At 69.5% G+C, this 19692-nt stretch carries 19 protein-coding genes; 11 read left to right on the forward strand and 8 right to left on the reverse strand.

Annotated features, from left to right (window positions below):
* Positions 1-32: 32 nt before the first annotated feature.
* Together ACODRV_RS11975 and ACODRV_RS11980 are read left to right on the forward strand one after the other, a co-directional pair.
* Positions 33-881: an SDR family oxidoreductase gene (locus ACODRV_RS11975; RefSeq protein WP_141626806.1), complete on the forward strand. Its 849-nt coding sequence runs from the start codon at positions 33-35 to the stop codon at positions 879-881.
* Positions 882-1050: 169 nt separating this feature from the next.
* Positions 1051-1989: an AraC family transcriptional regulator gene (locus ACODRV_RS11980; protein WP_488908471.1), complete on the forward strand. Its 939-nt coding sequence runs from the start codon at positions 1051-1053 to the stop codon at positions 1987-1989.
* 3 nt (positions 1990-1992) lie between these two features.
* Here ACODRV_RS11980 and ACODRV_RS11985 read toward each other — a convergent pair whose 3' ends face one another.
* Complete coding sequence (locus tag ACODRV_RS11985) at positions 1993-2973, reverse strand: LysR family transcriptional regulator (protein ID WP_488908472.1); 981 nt, start codon at positions 2971-2973, stop codon at positions 1993-1995.
* 25 nt (positions 2974-2998) lie between these two features.
* Here ACODRV_RS11985 and ACODRV_RS11990 point away from each other — a divergent pair, with 25 nt between their 5' ends.
* Positions 2999-3823, forward strand: coding sequence for an SDR family oxidoreductase (locus ACODRV_RS11990; RefSeq protein WP_141626808.1), 825 nt, complete (start codon positions 2999-3001; stop codon positions 3821-3823).
* Positions 3820-4329 (forward strand): lipocalin-like domain-containing protein, encoded by a 510-nt coding sequence (locus tag ACODRV_RS11995; protein WP_141626809.1) that lies wholly within the window; start codon positions 3820-3822, stop codon positions 4327-4329. The genes ACODRV_RS11990 and ACODRV_RS11995 overlap by 4 nt, the downstream gene beginning before the upstream one ends.
* A 26-nt stretch (positions 4330-4355) precedes the next feature.
* On the opposite strand, the gene ACODRV_RS12000 is transcribed toward ACODRV_RS11995, so the two are convergent.
* Positions 4356-5450: an aldo/keto reductase gene (locus ACODRV_RS12000; protein ID WP_488908473.1), complete on the reverse strand. Its 1095-nt coding sequence runs from the start codon at positions 5448-5450 to the stop codon at positions 4356-4358.
* Between the two features lie 97 nt (positions 5451-5547).
* Between ACODRV_RS12000 and ACODRV_RS12005 the strand changes: the two genes are divergently transcribed.
* Positions 5548-6453, forward strand: coding sequence for a LysR family transcriptional regulator (locus ACODRV_RS12005; protein WP_488908474.1), 906 nt, complete (start codon positions 5548-5550; stop codon positions 6451-6453).
* A gap of 6 nt (positions 6454-6459) precedes the next feature.
* Here ACODRV_RS12005 and ACODRV_RS12010 read toward each other — a convergent pair whose 3' ends face one another.
* The gene (locus ACODRV_RS12010; protein ID WP_141626812.1) at positions 6460-6825 is read right to left on the reverse strand and encodes a DUF1330 domain-containing protein; all 366 of its coding nucleotides are present in this window, start codon (positions 6823-6825) and stop codon (positions 6460-6462) included.
* Positions 6759-7880 (reverse strand): DUF2306 domain-containing protein, encoded by a 1122-nt coding sequence (locus ACODRV_RS12015; protein ID WP_488908475.1) that lies wholly within the window; start codon positions 7878-7880, stop codon positions 6759-6761. Before ACODRV_RS12015 ends, ACODRV_RS12010 begins: the two co-directional genes overlap by 67 nt.
* A 1022-nt stretch (positions 7881-8902) precedes the next feature.
* On the opposite strand from ACODRV_RS12015, the gene ACODRV_RS12020 reads away from it, so the two are divergent.
* The 5 genes from ACODRV_RS12020 to ACODRV_RS12040 all read left to right on the forward strand — a co-directional run bounded on the left by ACODRV_RS12020 (position 8903) and on the right by ACODRV_RS12040 (position 14504).
* Positions 8903-9823 carry an SDR family oxidoreductase gene (locus ACODRV_RS12020; RefSeq protein ID WP_488908476.1) on the forward strand — a complete coding sequence of 307 codons (921 nt, stop codon included), beginning with the start codon at positions 8903-8905 and terminating at the stop codon, positions 9821-9823.
* Positions 9820-11088 carry an MFS transporter gene (locus ACODRV_RS12025; protein ID WP_488908477.1) on the forward strand — a complete coding sequence of 423 codons (1269 nt, stop codon included), beginning with the start codon at positions 9820-9822 and terminating at the stop codon, positions 11086-11088. Before ACODRV_RS12020 ends, ACODRV_RS12025 begins: the two co-directional genes overlap by 4 nt.
* A gap of 30 nt (positions 11089-11118) precedes the next feature.
* Positions 11119-12228: an aldo/keto reductase gene (locus ACODRV_RS12030; protein ID WP_488908478.1), complete on the forward strand. Its 1110-nt coding sequence runs from the start codon at positions 11119-11121 to the stop codon at positions 12226-12228.
* A gap of 275 nt (positions 12229-12503) precedes the next feature.
* Positions 12504-13352 carry an SDR family oxidoreductase gene (locus tag ACODRV_RS12035; protein WP_488908479.1) on the forward strand — a complete coding sequence of 283 codons (849 nt, stop codon included), beginning with the start codon at positions 12504-12506 and terminating at the stop codon, positions 13350-13352.
* A 213-nt stretch (positions 13353-13565) separates the two neighbouring features.
* Positions 13566-14504 (forward strand): AraC family transcriptional regulator, encoded by a 939-nt coding sequence (locus ACODRV_RS12040; RefSeq protein WP_141626818.1) that lies wholly within the window; start codon positions 13566-13568, stop codon positions 14502-14504.
* Between the two features lie 49 nt (positions 14505-14553).
* Here the strand turns inward: ACODRV_RS12040 and ACODRV_RS12045 are convergent, their stop codons facing one another.
* From ACODRV_RS12045 to ACODRV_RS12055, 3 genes are all read right to left on the reverse strand, one after another.
* Complete coding sequence (locus ACODRV_RS12045) at positions 14554-16101, reverse strand: methyltransferase regulatory domain-containing protein (RefSeq protein WP_488908480.1); 1548 nt, start codon at positions 16099-16101, stop codon at positions 14554-14556.
* Positions 16102-16180: 79 nt separating this feature from the next.
* Positions 16181-16555 (reverse strand): DoxX family protein, encoded by a 375-nt coding sequence (locus ACODRV_RS12050; RefSeq protein ID WP_168196819.1) that lies wholly within the window; start codon positions 16553-16555, stop codon positions 16181-16183.
* A gap of 236 nt (positions 16556-16791) precedes the next feature.
* Entirely contained in the window at positions 16792-17667 is an 876-nt protein-coding gene (locus ACODRV_RS12055; protein ID WP_141626821.1) for an SDR family oxidoreductase, read from the reverse strand.
* Positions 17668-17840: 173 nt separating this feature from the next.
* On the opposite strand from ACODRV_RS12055, the gene ACODRV_RS12060 reads away from it, so the two are divergent.
* On the forward strand, positions 17841-18776 hold the full coding sequence (locus ACODRV_RS12060) for an AraC family transcriptional regulator (RefSeq protein ID WP_141626822.1): 936 nt from the start codon (positions 17841-17843) through the stop codon (positions 18774-18776).
* A gap of 282 nt (positions 18777-19058) precedes the next feature.
* Here the strand turns inward: ACODRV_RS12060 and ACODRV_RS12065 are convergent, their stop codons facing one another.
* Positions 19059-19679 carry an NAD-dependent epimerase/dehydratase family protein gene (locus tag ACODRV_RS12065; RefSeq protein WP_488908481.1) on the reverse strand — a complete coding sequence of 207 codons (621 nt, stop codon included), beginning with the start codon at positions 19677-19679 and terminating at the stop codon, positions 19059-19061.
* Positions 19680-19692: the final 13 nt, after the last annotated feature.

The raw sequence follows: 19692 nt of genomic DNA on the forward strand, positions 1-19692 counted from the left end.
CGTCACCCTGCAGTCCCTTCAAGGAGATTCCGATGTCCGACACCTCTCGCCGTTCCATCCTGGCGCTCGCCGCCGCCGGTCCCGCCGTCGCCGTCGCGGGCGCCGCCCAGGCCGCCGCGGCGCCGGGCGCCCGGTCCGCACAGACGCGCCCCGGAGAGGGCCGCGCAGCCCTCATCACCGGCTCCTCCCGCGGGATCGGCGCCGCGACGGCGAAGCGGCTCGCCTCGGAGGGCTATGCGATCACCGTGAACTACCTGTCCGGCCGGGATCTGGCCGAGCAGGTCGTGCGGGACATCGAGGCCGGCGGCGGTCGGGCCATCGCGCGCCAGGCCGACGTCGCCGATCCGGCGGCGGTGGCGGCCCTGTTCGACGCCAACGACCAAGCCTTCGGGGGCGTGGATGTCGTGGTCAACAATGCGGGCGTCATGAACGTGGGCGCCTTCGCCCAGATGACCGACGAAGCCTTCGATCGGATGATCGCCACCAATGTGAAAGGCAGTTTCAACGTGCTGCGCGAAGCCGCGAAGCGGACGCGGGACGGCGGCCGCATCATCAGCCTGAGCTCCAGCATCACCCTCCAGCGCCCGCCCGGCGGCGGGGTCTACGCGGCCTCCAAGGCGACCCAAGACTTCTACACCAGCGCCCTGGCCAAGGAGCTTGCCGGCCGCCGGATCTCGGTGAACGCGGTCGCTCCGGGCGCCGTGGACACCCGGCTCCTGCGCCAGCACGGCGAGGCGGCGCTGGCTCCGATCCCCGGGATGACCCCGCACGGCCGGATCGGCCTGCCGGAGGACATCGCCAATGTGATCGCCGCCCTGTGCGCCGACGACGGTGCGTGGATTCATGGCCAGGTCGTCTACGCCAACGGCGGGATCGCCTGAGGACAGGCGCCACACCCCCGGCAGGGCCGCGCGCCGGCGCGCCGTCCTGCCGGGCGAGGCGGTCGACACCCGCCCGATCGTCCGTCTTATTTGCCTGATCGTCCCGAGGCGTTGGCGCGCGCGAGGGCCATGGCTAGGATCGTCCCATCGTGAGCGGAGACGGTCGGACATGAAGCTGAACCTTGGCGACAGAATTTCGGGCGTCCTGGACGCCCAGTTCATCGGCGACGGTCACTACATGACGCCGGTTCCGGGCCTGATCCTGATGCGGTCCTGTAGCCAGATGCCGCCGCAGCAGATGCTCTATCGTCCGACCCTGTGCATTATCGCCCAGGGCTCCAAGGAGATCATGGTGGGCGACCGGACCGTCCGCTACGGCCAGGGACAGACCCTGGTCGTGACCGTGGAGGCCCCGGTGCTCAGCCGCGTGATCGAGGCCTCGGCCGCCAACCCCTACATCGGCGCGATCCTGGAGCTCGATGCCGGAATCATCCGTGACGTGGCGACCCGCCTGGGCGACCTCGAGACGACCGGCCCCTCCGGCTTCGGGCTCACGGTGCAGGATCTCGATGCGCAGATCACCGGCTCCCTCCAGAGATTGCTCGACCTGATCGGCGAGCCGAACGCCGTCGACATCCTGTATCCGTCGATCATGCGCGAGATCGCCTACTGGCTCTTGCGCAGCCCGGCGGGCCGCGCGGTGGCCCGCATGGTGATTCCGGACGGCCAGCCGCACCGCATCGCCCAGGCCATGTCGCATCTGCGCGACCATTTCGACAGCCCGGTCGACGTCAAGGCGCTGGCCAGGTCCGTCGGGATGAGCCCGTCCTCTTTTCACCAGCATTTCAAAGCCCTGACGGCGATGTCTCCGCTTCAGTATCAGAAGCACATCCGTCTGCTGGAAGCGCGACGGCGGATGGTCAGCGACGGCGATCAGGCCTCAACCGCCGCGGTCGCCGTAGGTTACGAGAGCGTGTCGCAATTCACCCGGGAGTACGCCCGGATGTTCGGCTCCCCGCCCCGGCGCGAAACCCGCCGGGCGCGGATGGCGCGCGTTCGTCCCGAAGGGTCCGCCGCCTCGCCGGAGGGCGCAAACGCAGCCTTCTGACGCTCAGGCCCCGCTCCGCTCGATCGTGCGTTGGGCCGCCCTGACGGCGGCGATGAAGGCGCCGAGGGCGGCCGGCACATGCCGACGCCCCGCGTAGTAGAGGCAGAGCCCCGGGAACGGCGGCGACCACTCGGCCAGGAGGATCTCCAGCCGACCCTCGGCGAGCGCGGCCCTTGCGAAGGTCTCGGGAACGAAGGCGATTCCCACACCCTCCAGGGCGGCCTCGACCATCAGCCCGCTGTGATCCAGCCCGAGGGTCCCGTCGACCTCCACCGCGGTCGCGGTCTGACCGCGCTCGAACTCCCATCGGTACAGCTTGCCGCTGGGCAGCCGCTGCCGGATGCACCGGTGATGTTTCAGATCGTCCGGCGTGGCCGGCCGGCCGTGGGCGGCGAGGTAGGCGGGCGACGCGACCGCGATGAAGCGCTGGGCCCCGCCGAACGGCACGGCGATCATGTCCTGCGGAACCGCCTCGGCGAGGCGTACGCCGGCGTCGAACCCCTCGGCCACGATGTCGACCAGCCGGCCCTCGATGACGAGGTCGAGCCGGACGCCGGGGTGCTTCAGCACGAAGTCGGGTACGACATGTCGGATGAGCCAGCGCGCGCCGCCCTCATTGGCGTTGACCCGAAGCGCGCCTGCCAGTTCGCCGGCGCCGGAGCGGACGTCCGCGAGGATGTCGTCAAGCGCGCCAAGGGTCGGAGACAGTCGCTCCAGCAGGCGTGCGCCGGCCTCCGTGAGGCCGACACTGCGGGTAGTTCTGTGCAGCAGCCGCACGCCCAGGCGGCGCTCCAGGGCGCGCAGCGCATGGCTCAGCGAGGACCGAGAAACCCCGAGCGTGTCCGCCGCGCCCCGGAAGCTCCGATGTCGCGCCACGGCGGCGAAGGCCTTCAGCTCGGAGAGGCTCACGTCTTCCATTGGTGTAAATCTCTCACCATCCCATGCGGATAGCGAGACCTTATCGCACCAGTCGATCGGGCGCATCTCCCGCTCAGACAAGGAGATCCTCATGAAAACCTGGCTTATCACCGGCGCATCCTCGGGTCTCGGCCTGTCCATGAGCCGCTTGCTGCTCGACCGCGGCGATCGCGTCGTTGCCGCGGTGCGACGGACCGAACCGCTGTCGGACCTGAAGGCCCGCTATCCGGACCGGCTGCAGGTGGTGACCTTCGACCTGAGCGACACGGCCGCCCTGCGGCGCGGGGTCGACGCCGCCTTCACCGCGGCGGGACGGATCGACGTGGTGGTCAGCAACGCGGGCTACGGCCTCTTCGGCGCCGCCGAGGAAGCGACCGACGACCAGATCGACAGACAGATCGCCACCAATCTGGTCGGGTCAATCCAGCTCATCCGGGCTGTCCTGCCGCGTCTCCGCGCCCAGGGCGGCGGCCTTGTGCAGCAGGTCTCTTCGGAGGGCGGCCAGGTCGCCTACCCGGCCTTCAGCCTCTACCACGCGACCAAATGGGGCATCGAAGGCTTCGTGGAGTCCGTCGCCCAGGAGGTCGAGCCCTTCGGCGTCCGCTTCACCCTCGTCGAGCCGGGTCCCACGGCCACGGGCTTCGGCGCCGGCCTCGACCTTGCGGAGCCCCTCGCCGCCTATGAGGCCACGCCGGCCGCCGCGGTGCGCCGGGCCGTCCTGGGCGGCGGCTTCGAGATCAAGGGCGACGCCGACCGGACCGTCGAGGCGATGATCGGCGCCGCAGACGCGGACCGTCCTCCGCGTCGTCTCGCCCTCGGCAGCACGGCCTACGACAATATCGAGGCGGCGCTCGTCGACCGGCTCGCCGAACTGCGCGGCCAGCGCACCGTGGCCTATGGGGCCGACCGGTCATGAACCGCCGGCTCGCCCTGGTCGTCGCCGCCGGCCTTGCGGCCTGCGCCCCGTCCGACCCCGCCCCTCCCCGCCCGGACTCCGGACCCAACGCCGTCCTCGGGACCTGGCGCATGGTGAGCGCCACGGTCGAGGACGAAGACGGCGTCAGCCGTCCCTACGGCGACCGCCCCAACGGACTTCTCGTCTTCACGCCCGAGATGCGGTTCATCGAGGTCCTCACCCCCGCCGACGCCCCGCCCTTCGCCTCCGGAGTCCGCGGCGAGGGCACGGATGCGGAAAACCGCCGCGCCATGGCGACCACCATCGGGTTCTTCGGCGTTTATTCGGTCGACGCCGACGGCGTCTTCACAGGCAATCGGGTCGAGGGCTCCACCTTCCCCAACTGGATCGGCGACGTCCGCACGCGGAAGGACCTCACCCTGGTGGTGCAGGGCGATCGGATGATCGAACGCTTCACCCGGCCGGACGGCGGCCGCGTCTCGGCCGAGTTCGAGCGCGTCCGCTAGCGCCGGATTCCCGTCACCCGCGCCCTCTAGCGGCGGGCGCTCACCGAGGCGCCGCCGTAGACGACGTGGCGCCGCATCTCGTCGCTGAACAGTCCGTAGAGCATCGGCAGGTCCGGACGGGACGCCGCTTCCAGCGCCGCCAGATGGTCGGGCGACAAGACCAGATCGACGGCCTTGAGATTGTCCTCCAGCTGGCTGACCCGGCTGACGCCCGTCAAAACCGTGTCGACCCCGGGCCGCGACAGCGCCCACGCCAGGGCCACCCGGGCGGGCGGCGCGCCGATCTCGGCGGCGACAGCCTTGAGGGCGTCGACGATGGCCCAGTTGCGCGCGGTGAACAGGCTGTCGCCGAAGGGATTGGGGCCGTCCAGCCGCGCCCCGCTCTCGCCGTCGCCGGTCCCCGCTTCGTTCGGCAAACCGCCCGCGCGCGACGGGGCCGCCTCCACGGCCGCCCGATCATATTTGCCGGTCAGCAGACCATAGGCCAGCGGACTCCACGGCATCACGCCGAGGCCCGTATCGCGCGCCAAGGGCAGGTGCTCTGCCTCGACCTCCCGGCTGACCAGGGAATAGAAATACTGCAGGGCGATCGGCCCCGGCCGGCCCTGCGCGGCCGCCAGGGTGACGATCCGGGCGACATACCAGGCCGGGGCGTTGGATATCCCCCAGTAGCGGATCTTGCCGGCCCTCACGAGGGCCGACAGGGTCTCAAGCAGTTCCTCGGGCGGCGTCACGGAATCCCAGACGTGAACCCAGTAGAGGTCGATGTAGTCCGTCTTCAGCCGGCGCAGCGACCCCTTGAGCGCGGCGTGGATATGTTTGGCGCCGTTGCCGCCGGCGCCGGGCCCGGCGGCAAAGCCGGCCTTGGTCGCCAGCACCAGCCGGTCGCGGCCGCCGCGCTGCGAGAGGATCTCGCCCAGCATCGTCTCGCCGCCGCCGGCGGCATAGACATCGGCCGTGTCGATCAGGTTGCCGCCCGCGCCGACATAGGCGTCGAACACCGCCTCGGCGGCGGACTGGTCCATGCCCCAGCGCGCCACGCCGAAGGTCATGGTCCCGAGCGCCAGAGGACTGACGATGAGGCCTGAACGGCCGAGGGGACGATAGGCGTCGAGGGGCATAGGAGAGCTCCGGTCTTTTTCGAACTGCAAACTGGACACGGCGAACGTTGAGCGGTAGCGGCCATTCATCACAAGGCCTCTTGAGTTCATCTCAATAATGGATCGCGACACCTGGAACGATCTGGCGGTCTTCGCCGCCATCGTCGAGGCCGGCGGCTTCACGCGCGCGGGCGCCCGCCTCGGCGTCTCGGCCTCGGCGCTGAGCCACCGGATGCGGCTGATGGAGGCGCGCATGGGTGTGCGGCTGCTGAACCGCACCACCCGCAGCACCGCCCCGACCGAGGCGGGCGAACGCCTTCTGGCGAGCCTGCGCCCCGCCATGGCGGAGGTCGACGCCGCCCTGATCGCCCTCGATGTCGATCGGGCCCGGCCGGCCGGCCGGGTGCGCGTCACCGCCCATCGCTCGGCCGCCTTCGGCCTGGTCCTGCCGCGTCTCGCACGGTTCGCGGACGACTATCCGGAGATCAGCGTCGAACTGACCGTCGATGACGGCCTGACCGATATTGTCGCCGCAGGGTATGATGCGGGGATCCGACGTCTGCCGTCCCTGGAGCAGGACATGGTCTCGGTTCGGCTGGACGACGGGGCCCGGCTCAGCATTGTCGCCGCTCCGGCCTACCTAGCCGCCTTCGGAGTGCCGGAAAATCCCTCCGACCTGAGCCGCCACCGTTGCCTCAGCTACCGCCTGCCGACGGCGGGCTCGCTCTACCGCTGGACGTTCGAGCGGGACGGCCAGACGACCACAATGGATGTCCCAGGCGGTTTCGTCACCAACGACATCGATGTCCTGTGCGAGGGGGCCGTCGCCGGCGTCGGCCTGGCCTGCGTGCTCGAGACCCAGGCCGCGCCCTACGTCAAATCGGGCGCGCTCGTCAGCGTGCTGGAGGCCTGGCGGCCAATGCTGCCGCCCAACTACCTCTACTATGCCGGGCGGCGGAACCCGCCTCCGGCCCTGCGCGCCTTCATCGACGCCATGAAGGCCCCGGCTCCCGCCGGGGCCTGACCGGAGTCACGCCCGGGTCCGCAACGGCTGCAGGACGGCCTCGGTCAGCGCGTCCTCCCGAAGGGGTCCCGCCGCCTCGGCGTACTCGGGGTCCTCGATCATGCCGACGAAGGCGTTCCGGTCGGGGTAGCGGACCAGGAGGACGGCGTCCCACGACTGGCCGTCCTCAGCCGACAGGGCCGGAAGGCCGTCGCCGAAATAGACGACCTCGATGCCGAACCGCGCGCCCACGGGACCCACGGCCGCCAGATATTCCGCATAGCGCGCACGGCCGCCCTCCGGCTTGAACCGCAGGAGATTGAGCATCACGACGGGCTGGCCATCGTCGTCGGCGACGAAGTCGGAGAGGGCTTCGGGGATGAGGGTGAGCATTGGACGGCCTTTGTTGACGATCGGCGGGACAAGCGGGCGATCGGCGCGGAGATCCGGGCCGGCCCCGGCCCGTGCGGTCGGTGGAGGAACAATCGCGAGTCTAGCGCACGGGGGCCCTCGTCGCGCGGGTCTCCCGTTGCTCGATCCGCCGTATTGCTTGCCCGATAGACCGGGCCGCGACGCTTCAGACCGGGCCGCCCGAGAGACCACTGATCGCCTGAGGGACCCATACGCCGCGAGCGAACAGCCAGGTCGCGAGCGCGACGAAGGCCGTTGCCGCCAGAAGCAGCGCCGCGGTCGCCAGCCGCCACGGGATGAGGGCGCGCCCCCCGCGCCCGGATGAATACCTCGGCGACGATCAGATTGGGGATGTAGAAGAAGAACATCATGATCGCGTCGAACCAGCCGGTGAACCCCCGCCCCTGGCCGAGGTCGCCGGCCAGCACCGACCAGGCGGCGTACTCCATCCGGTAGAGCCACGAGCCGACCGTCAGGGCGAACAGGCGGATGGCCCAGGCGCGGTGCCGGTCGTAGCGACCCGCCCGCGCATGCCGCCAGCTCTCGACGGCGCAGAGCACCATCAGGACGCCGTAGCCGCCGAAGCCCACGTCCATCAGCCTGCCGCCGATCGTTCCGGCGCCGAGAATGAAGCCCAGCCCGCCGAGGCCGGCCAGACCGGCCGAGATCACATAGGTCCGCCCCAGCCACCGGTGAAGCGCCGGCAGACGCCGCCTCAGCCTGCCGATCAACTGGATCGGGCCCAACAGCAGGAGCACCCCGCCGGCCGCGAAATGAACGCCGATCGCGAGCGTGGCGGCCGGCGCGGCGGCGTCGTGAAGTCCCGGGAGGGATTCGTTCCACCGCTCGGCCGCGCCGCGCAACGCGACGCCGCCGAAGAAGGCCAGGATGTAGATCGCGAAGATCGCCCCGCTGATCCAGGTCGCGGCGACCAGCAGACGCCCGCTCCATCTCAGGATCGCATCGGACCAGCCCCGGCCGTCCCCGCCCGCCCGCGCCGTGTCGGCGGAGCGCATTCGAACCTGAGATTGCGTCATGTCGCGGATGGCCCCTATCGGATCCGAGGCCCCCGCCCCGGCCGTCGAAGGTGAGGGGCTTCGCATCGGCGGTCGATGCCCAAATCTGGCGGAAACCTGCCTTATTCTTCAGGCCTGCGCGCGTCAGAGGCCTCCCCCCTCAGAATCCGAAGTCGAATTGATCGGTCGGGGCAGAGGATTGCGGCCTCGGCGTCGGGCCTTGAACGGGACGACCGCGACGCCCTGGAAGACGGGCGCGTCCGGGGCCGGAGTCCGGACCGGCGCCGCAGCAGGCGCCGGCATGGGGCGGGCCATGCCCGGCAGACGCGGCGTTCTCGGGGCCTTGAGCGGCGGCGGGGGCAGCGATCCACCCCGCGTCCGCTTCCAGACCGTCAGTTCGCTCTCCCACCAACCGACCCCGCCCGGCGACACCCGGACGCGCCCGGGGAAAAGCGCCGTCACGCTCCATGCGCCAGACGGTAGAGCGAATGATGCTGGCGATGTGCTCCACCAAGGGCCTTGAGTACAGCCTTGTGATCCTGTTGGGGCTGAACGACGAAAAATGGTGGAGCTTTTCAAAGACCCCCTCGGAAGGCCGTTCAGTGGTCTTTGTCGCTAGCATCGCGAGCACGCGACCGCTTGCTAATGACCCGCTGCAGATATGACCGCAACACCAAGATCGGCGAAATCTTTGAGGCTCTCAAAGAGGCCGGCGTGCAAGAGCAAGCGGTTCAGGCCCGTGCAGATCGGCTGCTACTCCCCGAGGGGCGCCAGCATCAGGCGGGTGTTTCGAACTTCGTGTTGAAGTCGGAGGGAGCGCCCCGTCCCGCACCTCATAGTACGCTGGCCCTAGCCGGGAAGCGGATCTTCTGCGAATCCGCAAAGAGTCAGCAGCGGTCTTTCCCTTCGTCCGACCTCCATCCGCCACCGCGCAGCGGCGACAGAGATCATAGGATCCGGCAACTAATTTGAGGTTTCGGACATTCGCATCCGGGCCCCGATCTTCGAATGTGCAAATGCGATCACTCCGCATGAGACATCGAATGACCCAGTGGACCACCTCAGACATCCCCAACCAATGCGGTCGCACCGCCGTCGTCACAGGGCCGGGCGGGCTCGGTTTCGAGGACGCCCTCGCGCTCGCCAGAGCCGGCGCGAACGTCATCCTCGCCGGCCGCAATCCGGCCAAGGGTGAGGCCGCGGCAACCGCCATCCGCGACGCCGTCCCCTCGGCGGCGGTCCGGTTCGAGTTCATCGACCTTTCAAACCTCGCCGCCGTCAACGCTTTCGCAGACCGCCTCAAGGCCCAGCTCGACGGCCTGGACCTGCTGATCAACAACGCCGGGGTCATGACCCCGCCGAACCGGGAATTGACCGTCGACGGCTTCGAGCTTCAGTTCGGGGCCAACCACCTCGCCCACTTCGCCCTGACGGCCTGGCTTATGCCCCTGCTGAAGAAGGGGGAAGACGCGCGCATGGTCAGCGTGTCCAGCATCGCCGCGCGGCGGGGCGCCATCGATTTCGAGAATCTCAACGCCCAGCGCGACTATCGTCCGATGCCCGCCTACGCCCAGTCCAAACTGGCCTGTCTGATGTTCGCGCTGGAATTCCAGCGTCGCAGCGACGCGGCCGGCTGGGGCGTCTCGGGCATCGCCGCCCATCCGGGCATCTCGCGAACCCAGCTACTCTACAACACGCCCGGCGGGCATCCCCACCGGCGTCTGCGCAGCGCGCTCTGGTTCCTGTTCCAGCCCGTCGCCCGGGGCGCGCTGCCGACTCTCTACGCGGCGACGGCGCACGAGGCCGAAGGGGGCGGCTACTACGGCCCCGACGGCCTGGCCGAAACCCGGGGTCATCCCGCTGTCGCCCGCATTCCCCCGGCGGCGCTCGACCAGGCTGCGGCCGCCCGCCTCTGGGAGATGTCGGAACGTCTGACCGGGGTCCAGTTCGAGGCTCAATCATGATCCGTTCGTTCCCCTACGTTCAGGGGTGGCGTCTCGCCGCCCTTCTCGCCGTCCTTCTCCTCATCAACGCCCTGAGCCAGATTGACCGCATCCTCCCCTTCATCCTGGCGGAGGCGATCAAGACCGACCTCAACCTGACCGATACCCAGATCGGCCTGCTGACCGGCGCCGCCTTCGCCATCTGCTACACCCTGCTGTCCCTCCCGCTCGCGCGGGCCGCAGACCGGGGGTCCCCCCGGCGGGTGCTTCTGGTCTGTCTCATCGTATGGAGCGCCATGACCGCGTTCGGCGGTCTGGCGGGGAGCTTCGTGTTTCTCGCCCTGACGCGTTTCGGCGTCGCCGTGGGCGAGGCCGGCGCCCTGCCTTCGGGGCACGGTCTGATCGGCCGCCTGGTGTCTCCTGAACGCCGTGGCCTGGCCATCGGCCTCTTCTCCATGGGCATTCCGCTCGGCACCATGGTCGGCTTCGCCGCCGGCGGCGCGATCGCCGACGGCCTCGGCTGGCGGACGGCTCTGATCGCCTTCGGCGCCGCCGGCGGCCTGGCCGCGGCGCTCGCCCTGTTGGTGATCCCCCCTACCCCGTCCCAACCCCGGGGACCGGCGGACGCCCAGCCCTTCCTGGCCTCGGCGGTCCGGCTCGCCACCTCCTCCGGCTTCCGCTGGCTCATGATCGCCAGCCTCGCCTTGGGTTTCGGCAGCGCGCCCTTCTACGCCTTCTCCGCCCCCTTCCTGATCCGGACGCACGACTTCACCGCCGGACAGGTGGGGCTCGCCTTCGGCCTGCTGCAAGGATTGACCGGGGTGGCCGGGACCCTGCTCGGCGGCCGCGCCTTCGACCGCGCCCGGGCGGGGACCGGCCATGTGCTCCGTATACCGGCCGTCGGCCTTCTGATCGCCGCGCCCGCCATAGGCGCCGGCCTGTTCGCCCCGCAGGGATGGATGTCCATCGCCCTGTTCGTCCCGGCCATGTTCGCCTTCGCCTTCCTGCTGCCCGCCGCCTTCAGCGCGGCGCACCTGGTCGCCGGACCGGGCCGCCAAGCGCTCGCCTCCAGTCTGGTGATGATCGCCTCCGGCCTTCTGGGCCCGGCTGTGGGACCCGTACTGGTCGGCCTGATCAGCGACGGCGTGTCTTCCGCAGGGTTGGCCAACAGCCTCGGCGTCGGACTGCTGATCGTGCCGGTCGGCGTCATCCTCACCGGCCTGGCCTGCCTGGTCGCGGACCGCCGGATCGCCCGCGGTCTGCGCGAGGGCGTTGTGGCCGTCTGAATCATCCCCCGCTCAACCGAGGAAACAGCCATGAAACATGAGACTGAAGACAGAGGTTCGCGACCCGCCCGGCGGGCTGTTCTGGGGGCGATGGGCCTGGGCGTCGCCGCCTTGGGCGCCGCCTCCGTCGCCGCGCCGGCGGCGGCCCAGGCCGGGCGCACGCAGACACACCCGGCTGGCCCCGCCGACCGGCCGCCGGCGCGCACCCGGTCCGTCCCGAGGACGGGTCAAAGCCTCACGACGCTGGGCCTCGGCACCTTCATGACCTTCGACGCCAGACCCGGGGACGACCGGACGCGCCTGCGCGAGGTGTTCCGTCGCTATGTCGAGGGCGGGGGGCGTGTCGTCGACACTTCGCCCCTCTACGGCTCCGCCGAGGTTTCAGTCGGCGCCTTCCTCGCGGATACCCCGTCGGACGAACTTTTCGTGGCGAACAAGATCTGGTCGACAGGGGAATACGCCGGCGACGACAGTCATGCCGTCGCCAGTCTCGAGCAGTCGAGGCTGCGCACCTGGCGAGACACCATCGATCTGATGCAGTGCCACGCCCTCGTGAACGCGGGGTTCGTCGTGCCCCTGCTCCAGGCCTGGAAGAAGGAGGGCCGCATCCGCCACGTCGGCGTCACCCACCACGAGAGCGGCCAGCAGGACGCCTTGGCCGCGTTCGTCGAACGGGGCGACGTCGACGTCGTCCAGACCAACTACTCCATCTTCGACAGGGCCGCGGAACGGCGTCTGTTGCCCGCCGCGGCGGATCAGGGCGTCGGCGTCCTCATCAATCTGCCGCTGGAGAAGGCCCGGCTGATGCATGTGGTGCAGGGGCGCCCCCTGCCCGACTTCGCCCGGGAGTTCGAGGCCTCCACCTGGGCGCAGTTCTTCCTCAAATGGGTGATGGGCCATCCGGCGGTCACCACCGTCCTCTGCGGCACCTCAAACCCGGACCACGCGAGCGATAACGTCCGGGCGATGTACGGTCCCTTGCCGGACGCGGCCATGCGGCGGCGGATGGTCTCGCACATGGAGACCCTCCCGGGCTTCTCCGACATCGGTCGAATGCCTTGGTATCCGGGCAAGGACAGCCAGTATCAGGGGCTGATGCGGGCCTCACAGGCTGCGATGCGGGATCGATTGACAGGCTGAGCGTCTGCGGCGGCGACGCTCCCACGGGGTGGCGCCCGACGCGACCTCAGAGCGTCCCGCATCCGGCCGTCGGCGTACGGGTGCAGTCCAAACCATGGCCGGCCTGCGCAACGCCGGCGGTTTCCCCCGCCCCCGGGGCAGTTAGTAACTTGCCCGGCGGCGGGTTGAAGCGAGGCCGCGCGTCAAAGGATCGGGCAAATCATCGTTTCGATACGGCAAGACCCGTCCGACGGGCCCGTGCTCCTCTTGGCCCACCCCAGACGGAGACCCAGCCCATGTCCGACACCTCCCGCCGATCCCTCCTGGCCCTTGCCGCCGCAGTCGCACCCGCCCTCGCCATGGCCGACGCCGCCAAGGCCCAAACCGCGGCCGCCTCCGGCGGCGTCCAGCCCCGGGCCGGAGCCGGCCGCGCCGCCATCGTCACCGGCTCGTCCCGCGGCATCGGCGCCGCCACCGCAAGGCGACTGGCGCGTGACGGCTTTGCGGTCACAGTCAACTATCTGACCAACGCCGAGCTCGCCGCCCGGGTCGTGCGCGACATCGAGGCGGCCGGCGGACGCGCCATCGCCCGTCAGGCCGACGTCGCCGATCCGGCCGCCGTCCGCGCCCTGTTCGACGCCAACGAGCAGGCCTTCGGCGGCGTGGACGTCGTCATCAGCAACGCGGCCATCATGAACACCGCGCCCTTCGCCCAGTTCGAGGACGAGGCTTTCGACCGCATGATCGCCACCAATGTGAAGGGCAGCTTCAACGTCCTGCGGGAAGCCGCCCGCCGCACCCGGGACGGCGGACGCATCGTCACCCTGGCTTCCACCTCCATCAAGGCCAAGCGGGCCACCCACGGAGGCTACGCCGCCACCAAGGCCGTTCAGGAGATCTATGCGGGCGTCCTGTCCAAGGAGCTCGCGGGGCGCCGCATCTCGGTCAACGCCCTGGCCCCGGGACCGACCAATACGAGCCTGCTCGACGTGCCGCCGCCCCTGCGCGCCCAGGCCGCCCAGATGACGCCCTATGGCCGCATCGGCGAGCCGGAGGATGTCGCCAACGCCATCGCCGCGCTCTGCTCGACGGACGCCGAATGGATCAACGGCCAGATCGTCTACGCCAACGGCGGCTTTCTCTAGGACGGCCTGAACGTCCGCGCGCGCCGGTCGCCGACGCGGCGGCCCACCGGCCGCTTCGGCGCGATCTTGCGCGGTGGTCGACGTCCCGCGCACGAGGTGCGTCAATCTGCGCTTGCCGAATCCAACGCCAAAATTGCCCAATCCTCCGGGGGCCGTTGTTCGACTTCCGCTGCGGGCGTAGGATTCGGTCATAAACAGCTGCGGACGTCGATCATGGCCACCGAACTCACCTCGGCGATTGCCGAAATCCTGGACGCCGAGGGTGTGAGCAACGGCGCCTATGACACGCCCGTACCCGGCCTTCGCCTGCTGCGCACCCACGCCTCCGTAGCGCCGCGTCACATGCACTACCGGCCGTCGCTGTGCCTCGTCGCCCAGGGTCGCAAGGAGGTGCTGGTCGGCGACACCACCATCACCTACGGCGACATGCAGTCGATGATCGTGACGGTCGAGGTTCCTGTCCTGAGCCAGATGAAGGCCTCGGCCGAGGAGCCCTATGTCGGCGCCGTGCTGGAGCTCAACCCGCAGATCATTCTGGAGGTCGCCACGCAGCTTGAGGCCGGCGGGGCCCCGCGAGGCAAGCCGGGATCCGGCCTGGTCGTCCAGAACATCGACGCCCATGTCGCGGCGTCCATCCTGCGTCTGCTCGACCTCGTCCGCCACCCGCAGGGCGTCGAGATCCTTTATCCGGTGGTCATGCGCGAGATTTCCTACTGGCTCCTGACCGGTCCGGCCGGCGGCAATGTGGCGCGCCTGGCGATCCCGGAGGGCCAGCCCGCGCGCATCACGAAGGCGATCCAGCAGATGCGTGAAAGCTTCGATGCGCCGATCAGCGTCCCGGACATGGCGAGGACAGCCGGCATGAGCGCCTCCTCCTTTCACCAGCATTTCAAGATGCTGACCTGCATGTCCCCGCTCCAGTACCAGAAGCATCTGCGCCTGCTGGAAGCGCGGCGCCTGATGATGACCGACGGCGAAAAGGCCGGGAACGCCGCCCTGTCAGTCGGTTACGAGAGCGTGTCCCAGTTCAGCCGCGAGTTCGCGCGCATGTTCGGCGACTCCCCGCGTCGGCAAACCCGGGCATCTGAGCCGCGGTCCGCCCGCCCGGGGTCGGAAGATCACGGCGCCGGGATCGGCGCGGCTATGGGCTGATACCGGAGGGCCCGGCCTCCGGCCGCTTCCGACGGCGCGGGTTCGGGCCTCAGTCGAGCACCCCCAGCGCCCGATAGAGCGGCAGGACCGCCTGAATAAACCGCTCGGCCATCTCGGTGAGCACCTCCAGGTTCTCTTCCGGCGTGACCATCTCCCGATCGTTCTTCACGGCCCGATCGCCCGTGGTCTGGAACACCGCCCAGGTCGAGGCGGCGAGCGCCGAGGCCTCGCGATCGCCGGCCAGCCAAGCCCGCAGGAACAGCTGGACCGGCCTCGGACAGGCCAGCCCCCCGCCGGTCACGGGCGCCGCCAGATGTTTCAGGGCCGGACCGGTCACCGCCCGCTCCAGGACATGGGCGTTGTAGGCCCGTGAGCGCGCCGCCTCTTGCGCCGACGGGACCCGAGCCGGCCGCAGCACCTCCATCCCGACCAAGACCGTGAGAGCCGAAACCGCGTCCATGGTCCGCAAGGTCGTCAGACCGCTCGCCGCCACCACCTCCGGCAAGGTCTTTGGCCTGTAGTCCTCGGCCGCCAAGGCGTCGACGACCGGCCCGTACACCTCAGCGGGCAGCACTGCCTCGCCCAGCGCGCCGCTCACCGCCAGGACGATTTCGTCGCGTGCGCTGGCGAGGACGAACGCTTGCCCGGCCCAGAACCGCTCTTGCTCGGCTACGGTCATGCGGACCAGGCCCTTCACAAAGACATCGGGCCGGAAGCGCTGATTGACCATGAAGTCGCGCACGGCCTCCCGCAGCTCCAGCGGTTTGCAGCGATCGAGAAGGGCGACCGCCTCGGGCGTCAGATTGAGGTCGTTGACGCGATCAAGCACGCGCGCCGAGGCGACGAAGGTCAATTTGGCCTCGGCCATCGCGCCCGCGACATCGGCGAAATAGGGAATGTGCCAGTCGGCGTTCAGATATTCGTGGGCCAGGTAGCTGCGATTTTTCTTCGGGAGACCGGACGCCAGGTTCGCGGCCGGCTTTACCTCGGCGAAAAATTTGGGGCTCGCCCCGACCACGTCTTTCAGGAAGTCGAGGGCGCGTTCGACGCCGCCGGGATCGTCCACGCCGGCCGCCGCGCCGGCCGGCCGGTCTCGCCCGAGTTCAAGGAGGTGACGCACCGGCGCCAGCGCCGACCAGCCCGGCTGGGCGTTGTAGCTGACATAGGCGACGCCGCCGGGCCGCAGCCGCAGGCGGATCAGACCCAGGATTGCCTGTCGGTTGGCCTCGGAGATCCAGCTCCACACGCCGTGCAGGGCGATAACATCAAACATCGGCAGGTCCGCCCGAGCGCAGAAGTCCGCGAACCCCTCCTCGGACAGGACGACGTCCGCGCCCGAGGCCTCCGCCAGCCGTTCGGCATGGGCGACATGGGCCGGGTTGAAGTCCACGCCCCAGAAGACGCCGGCGTTCGCCGCCGCATGGATGTTGACCGACACCCCGCGCCCGAAGCCGAGCTCCAGGTAGGTCGGCCGATCGGGAATGCGGCAGCGGACGCCCGCCGCGTGGCAGACGAACCGGAGATGATCCGGCGCGAGGTTGGGATAGTAGCCGGAGGTGTACTCCGTGCCGGTGTAGTAGCCGTCCGTCCACTGCATGGAGGCCCGATCTCCGAAAGGCGTCGTCAGGCGCCGATGAAAGGAAGCGAGGCGGGGCCGGTCCGCCATTGGGAAACCCCTAGCGGACCACCCGACCGTCGCGCAGACGCCCGATCAGAACGGCCAGGGCGCCGCCCGCCAGCACCAGGTTCAGCGCGGCAAACCCGAACTCCAGCCGCGACAGATGCAGGGCAAGGGTGAAGGCGGTCAGGACGGTCAGGCCGATGGCGGAGAAGGCCATCACCACTCCGCCGCCTCGCCAGGCGACGAGCGGCGCCAGGACGCCGAGCGCCAACGACAGCTCGATCATCCCCACGGCGCGGACAAGGGTCAGATCAACCCCCTGCGACCAGCCGAGCAGATGGCCGAGCATCTCCTGCGACTGGGTCAGCTTGGCGTAGGCGGCGCCCGTGAAGAACATCGCCAACCAGGCCTGCAGGGTCCAGAGCGCCATATGGAGATAGAAGCCCCTCAACCGCCGTTCAGTCGTCGGGCGCGCGGCGCCGTCGGCGTGCCGCAACGTCTCAAGACGGCGAACAGGAGGCTGCGGCGACCATCCGACGACGCGGGGGCCAGGCCTCGCGCTCCTCGGTTCCGGTCCGCTAGCCGCAGAGGTTCCGGGTGAAACCGGCCGCCTTCGCAATTGGTGCGGGGCTCCGTGCAGTCCGTTGCGATCCTCAGTGGCGATCCTCATGTCGCAGCGACGCCCAGACCGCCTGACGGGGGTGGACTTTGGCGATCGACGCCGCCAGGTCTCGGCGGGACGGACGGCGGGCGCCGACCAGCTCGCCGTCCGCCGATCCGCGCGGCCGCCTTTCTCGCCCCGGCCGCGTCATTGAGGCGGGCGAAGGCCAATTGCGGCGCAATCCGACTCCAAAGTCGCAGGAGGCCCGCACGGCCGACCGCTGCCTCCCATACGCCGCGTTCAATCCCGGCGATTGCGGCCCGCGCCACCGCCTCGGCGGAAAGGACCCGACCGCGGCCGATGGGGAAGCGGTCGCGCAGCGGCGTATCTGTGGGGGGCGGCGCGATCTCGAACACCTGAACCGCGGACTCCGCCAGTTGCGCGCGTAGCGCGCGGGTGTAGGCGTGGAAGCCGGCCTTGCTGGCGCTGTGAATCGGTGCCGCCGCCAGCGGCACATAGGCGAGGCCGGAGGTCACATTGACGATCGCGGCCTGCGGCTGGGTCTTCAGCAACGGGAGGAACCGGGCGACCATCCACATCGCCCCCTTCAGATTGACGTCGATCTCGGCGGTCAGCTCGGGCGAACCTCGATCCGCCAGCAAGTCCAGCCTTTGCATCCCGCCCGCACAGTTGACGAGAACGTTCAGCGCCGGAAAGGCGGGGGCCAGTTCATCGAAGAGTTCGGCCACGGCCGCCGGGCGGCTCACATCGCAGACCGCTATGTGCAGGTCGGGTAACCTCGCCTGCGCAGCCTCCAAGGATTCCGGCCGGCGTCCGACGATGATCACCGTGTTGTCGCGCGCCAGGAGCTGTCGTGCGAGTTCCAGACCGATTCCGGAGGATCCCCCGGTGATCAGGATGGTCGCGTGCATCAGTCGCATTGGGGATGAACTTCCGGCTGCTTTGCGGTCAGGATCGCCGACGCCTTCAGCATGCGGACTTAGGCGTGAAAGCGAATGTCCAAACCGCCTTGTTATTTGCCTAAAACTACGGACCGTCTTGTGGGGGTTCGCGGGACGGCCTAGGCTTTGTCATCCCCTCAGCGAGACCGCCCATGAACAGCGAGTTGAACGCCGTCATCACACGGATACTGGACGCTCACATCGGCCCCGACGGCTTCTATGCGACCCCGGTTCCCGGCCTGACGCTCATGCGCTCCACCCTTGCCCTGCCGCCCCAGCACATGCAGTACCGGCCGAAGATCTGCTTCGTCACCCAGGGTGCCAAATCCATCATGGTCGCGGACCGCACCGTGACCTACGGAGCCGGGCAGACGCTGGTGGTGACCGTCGAGGTGCCGGTCCTCAGCCAGATCGTGGAGGCGACCCCGAACCACCCCTTCACCGGCGCCACGCTTGAACTGGACCCGGAGATCATTCTCGACGTCGTCACCCGGCTTGAGCCCATGAGCCATCTGCAGGGCCCGGCCGGCTTCGGCCTGGTGGTCAACGACCTCGACGCCCAGATGACAGGCTCGCTGCTGCGCCTGCTGGATCTGATCCGCCAGCCCCAGGCCGTGGAGATTCTCTATCCGGCGATCATGCGCGAGATATCCTACTGGCTGCTGATCGGGCCGGCCGGACGCAATGTGGCTCGAATGGTGCTGCCGGAAGGCCAGCCGCTCCGCATCGCCGCGGCGATCGTCTACATGCGCGAGAATTTCGACGTGCCGATGAGCGTGGCCGAACTGGCCGGCAAGGCCGGCATGAGCCCCTCAACCTTCCACCAGCATTTCAAGGCCCTGACCTCGATGTCGCCGCTTCAGTACCAGAAGCAGCTCCGACTTCTCGAAGCCCGACGCCTGATGGTCACCGAGGGGGTCAAGGCGGGGGTTGCGGCCGTGTCCGTCGGCTACGAGAGCGTGTCCCAATTCAGCCGGGAATATGCGCGCATGTTCGGCGCGCCGCCGCGCCGGGAGGCCCAGCACGCCAAGGCCGACCCCGCCCGGTTCGCCGCCCTTCTGGACGGCGGCTCGACCGCCATTCACTGACGAGGGTCCGGACGCATCGCCTCTAGCGGGCGACCTTGGCGAAGTCGCCTCCGCTGTCCGTCACGCCTCTGCGCCTGGCCGGTTTCGTTCGGCGCCCGGCCGGCTTGGCGGGTCAGGGCTTAAGAAGGCCCCGGTCGACCATGCTCGTGGCCGCAGCGACGATCACGTCGTGCGGCGCGCGAGGCGACCAGTCCAGTCCCGCCGCGCCTTGTCGTTCGAGGTCGCCTTGGCGTAGCCGAGATCCTGAACGACCGGCCGAAGTTCGCGCCCGCAGGACCAGGTTCAGCAGGATGCATTCCGGGACGCGTGCCGCGGCGCCCCCGAGCTCGCGGCGCAGGAGGGGGCATGCCGAGCAGATGGGCGGCCGCCACGTCGCGGACGTCCACGATCGGAATGTACAGGTCCGGGAAGGCCGGCATCTCGCCGTCGAGCATATGCCGGATGAGGTGGTTGGAGCCGGAGACGGCCTGCCCCGGCACCGGCCCCATCACCGCCACCGGAAGCATCGTCAGGGTCATTCGCCCCGCCCTCGGCCGCCATGAAGGCCCAGGCGGCGCGCTCCGCGAGGGTCTTGCTCTGGCCGTAGGCGTCGACGCCCGGCCCCTCGGGATTGGTCCAGTCGGCCTCGGTCAAGATCTGACGGCTGCGCCGGTGACCCCAGCTCACCGTATGGAAGGCGGAGGTGAGGACGACGCGGTCGACCCGCGCCGCCGGGGCCGCCCTGAGAACGCGCAAGGCGCCGTCGACCGAGGGGACGATCAGTTCATTCTCATCGGCGACGCGTCCCGGCCGCGCCGGGGATGCGATGTGGAAGAGGACGTCCACGCCGGCGAGCGCCTCGGCGCAACCCGCGTCGCTCAGAAGATCCGCGGCGACGAACTCAAGCCGTCCGGCCTCGGTCATTCCCGCAAATCCG

This window comes from Brevundimonas sp. FG8 (genome assembly GCF_057808845.1).

What these genes read in the sequence shown, in the direction of transcription:
- ACODRV_RS11975 (WP_141626806.1), top strand. Translation starts at nt 33, where the DNA reads ATGTCCGACACCTCTCGCCGTTCCATCCTGGCGCTCGCCGCCGCCGGT.
- ACODRV_RS11980 (WP_488908471.1), top strand. Translation starts at nt 1,051, where the DNA reads ATGAAGCTGAACCTTGGCGACAGAATTTCGGGCGTCCTGGACGCCCAG.
- ACODRV_RS11985 (WP_488908472.1), bottom strand. Translation starts at nt 2,973, where the DNA reads ATGCGCCCGATCGACTGGTGCGATAAGGTCTCGCTATCCGCATGGGAT.
- ACODRV_RS11990 (WP_141626808.1), top strand. Translation starts at nt 2,999, where the DNA reads ATGAAAACCTGGCTTATCACCGGCGCATCCTCGGGTCTCGGCCTGTCC.
- ACODRV_RS11995 (WP_141626809.1), top strand. Translation starts at nt 3,820, where the DNA reads ATGAACCGCCGGCTCGCCCTGGTCGTCGCCGCCGGCCTTGCGGCCTGC.
- ACODRV_RS12000 (WP_488908473.1), bottom strand. Translation starts at nt 5,450, where the DNA reads ATGCCCCTCGACGCCTATCGTCCCCTCGGCCGTTCAGGCCTCATCGTC.
- ACODRV_RS12005 (WP_488908474.1), top strand. Translation starts at nt 5,548, where the DNA reads ATGGATCGCGACACCTGGAACGATCTGGCGGTCTTCGCCGCCATCGTC.
- ACODRV_RS12010 (WP_141626812.1), bottom strand. Translation starts at nt 6,825, where the DNA reads ATGCTCACCCTCATCCCCGAAGCCCTCTCCGACTTCGTCGCCGACGAC.
- ACODRV_RS12015 (WP_488908475.1), bottom strand. Translation starts at nt 7,880, where the DNA reads ATGACGCAATCTCAGGTTCGAATGCGCTCCGCCGACACGGCGCGGGCG.
- ACODRV_RS12020 (WP_488908476.1), top strand. Translation starts at nt 8,903, where the DNA reads ATGACCCAGTGGACCACCTCAGACATCCCCAACCAATGCGGTCGCACC.
- ACODRV_RS12025 (WP_488908477.1), top strand. Translation starts at nt 9,820, where the DNA reads ATGATCCGTTCGTTCCCCTACGTTCAGGGGTGGCGTCTCGCCGCCCTT.
- ACODRV_RS12030 (WP_488908478.1), top strand. Translation starts at nt 11,119, where the DNA reads ATGAAACATGAGACTGAAGACAGAGGTTCGCGACCCGCCCGGCGGGCT.
- ACODRV_RS12035 (WP_488908479.1), top strand. Translation starts at nt 12,504, where the DNA reads ATGTCCGACACCTCCCGCCGATCCCTCCTGGCCCTTGCCGCCGCAGTC.
- ACODRV_RS12040 (WP_141626818.1), top strand. Translation starts at nt 13,566, where the DNA reads ATGGCCACCGAACTCACCTCGGCGATTGCCGAAATCCTGGACGCCGAG.
- ACODRV_RS12045 (WP_488908480.1), bottom strand. Translation starts at nt 16,101, where the DNA reads ATGCAGTGGACGGACGGCTACTACACCGGCACGGAGTACACCTCCGGC.
- ACODRV_RS12050 (WP_168196819.1), bottom strand. Translation starts at nt 16,555, where the DNA reads ATGGCGCTCTGGACCCTGCAGGCCTGGTTGGCGATGTTCTTCACGGGC.
- ACODRV_RS12055 (WP_141626821.1), bottom strand. Translation starts at nt 17,667, where the DNA reads ATGCGACTGATGCACGCGACCATCCTGATCACCGGGGGATCCTCCGGA.
- ACODRV_RS12060 (WP_141626822.1), top strand. Translation starts at nt 17,841, where the DNA reads ATGAACAGCGAGTTGAACGCCGTCATCACACGGATACTGGACGCTCAC.
- ACODRV_RS12065 (WP_488908481.1), bottom strand. Translation starts at nt 19,679, where the DNA reads ATGACCGAGGCCGGACGGCTTGAGTTCGTCGCCGCGGATCTTCTGAGC.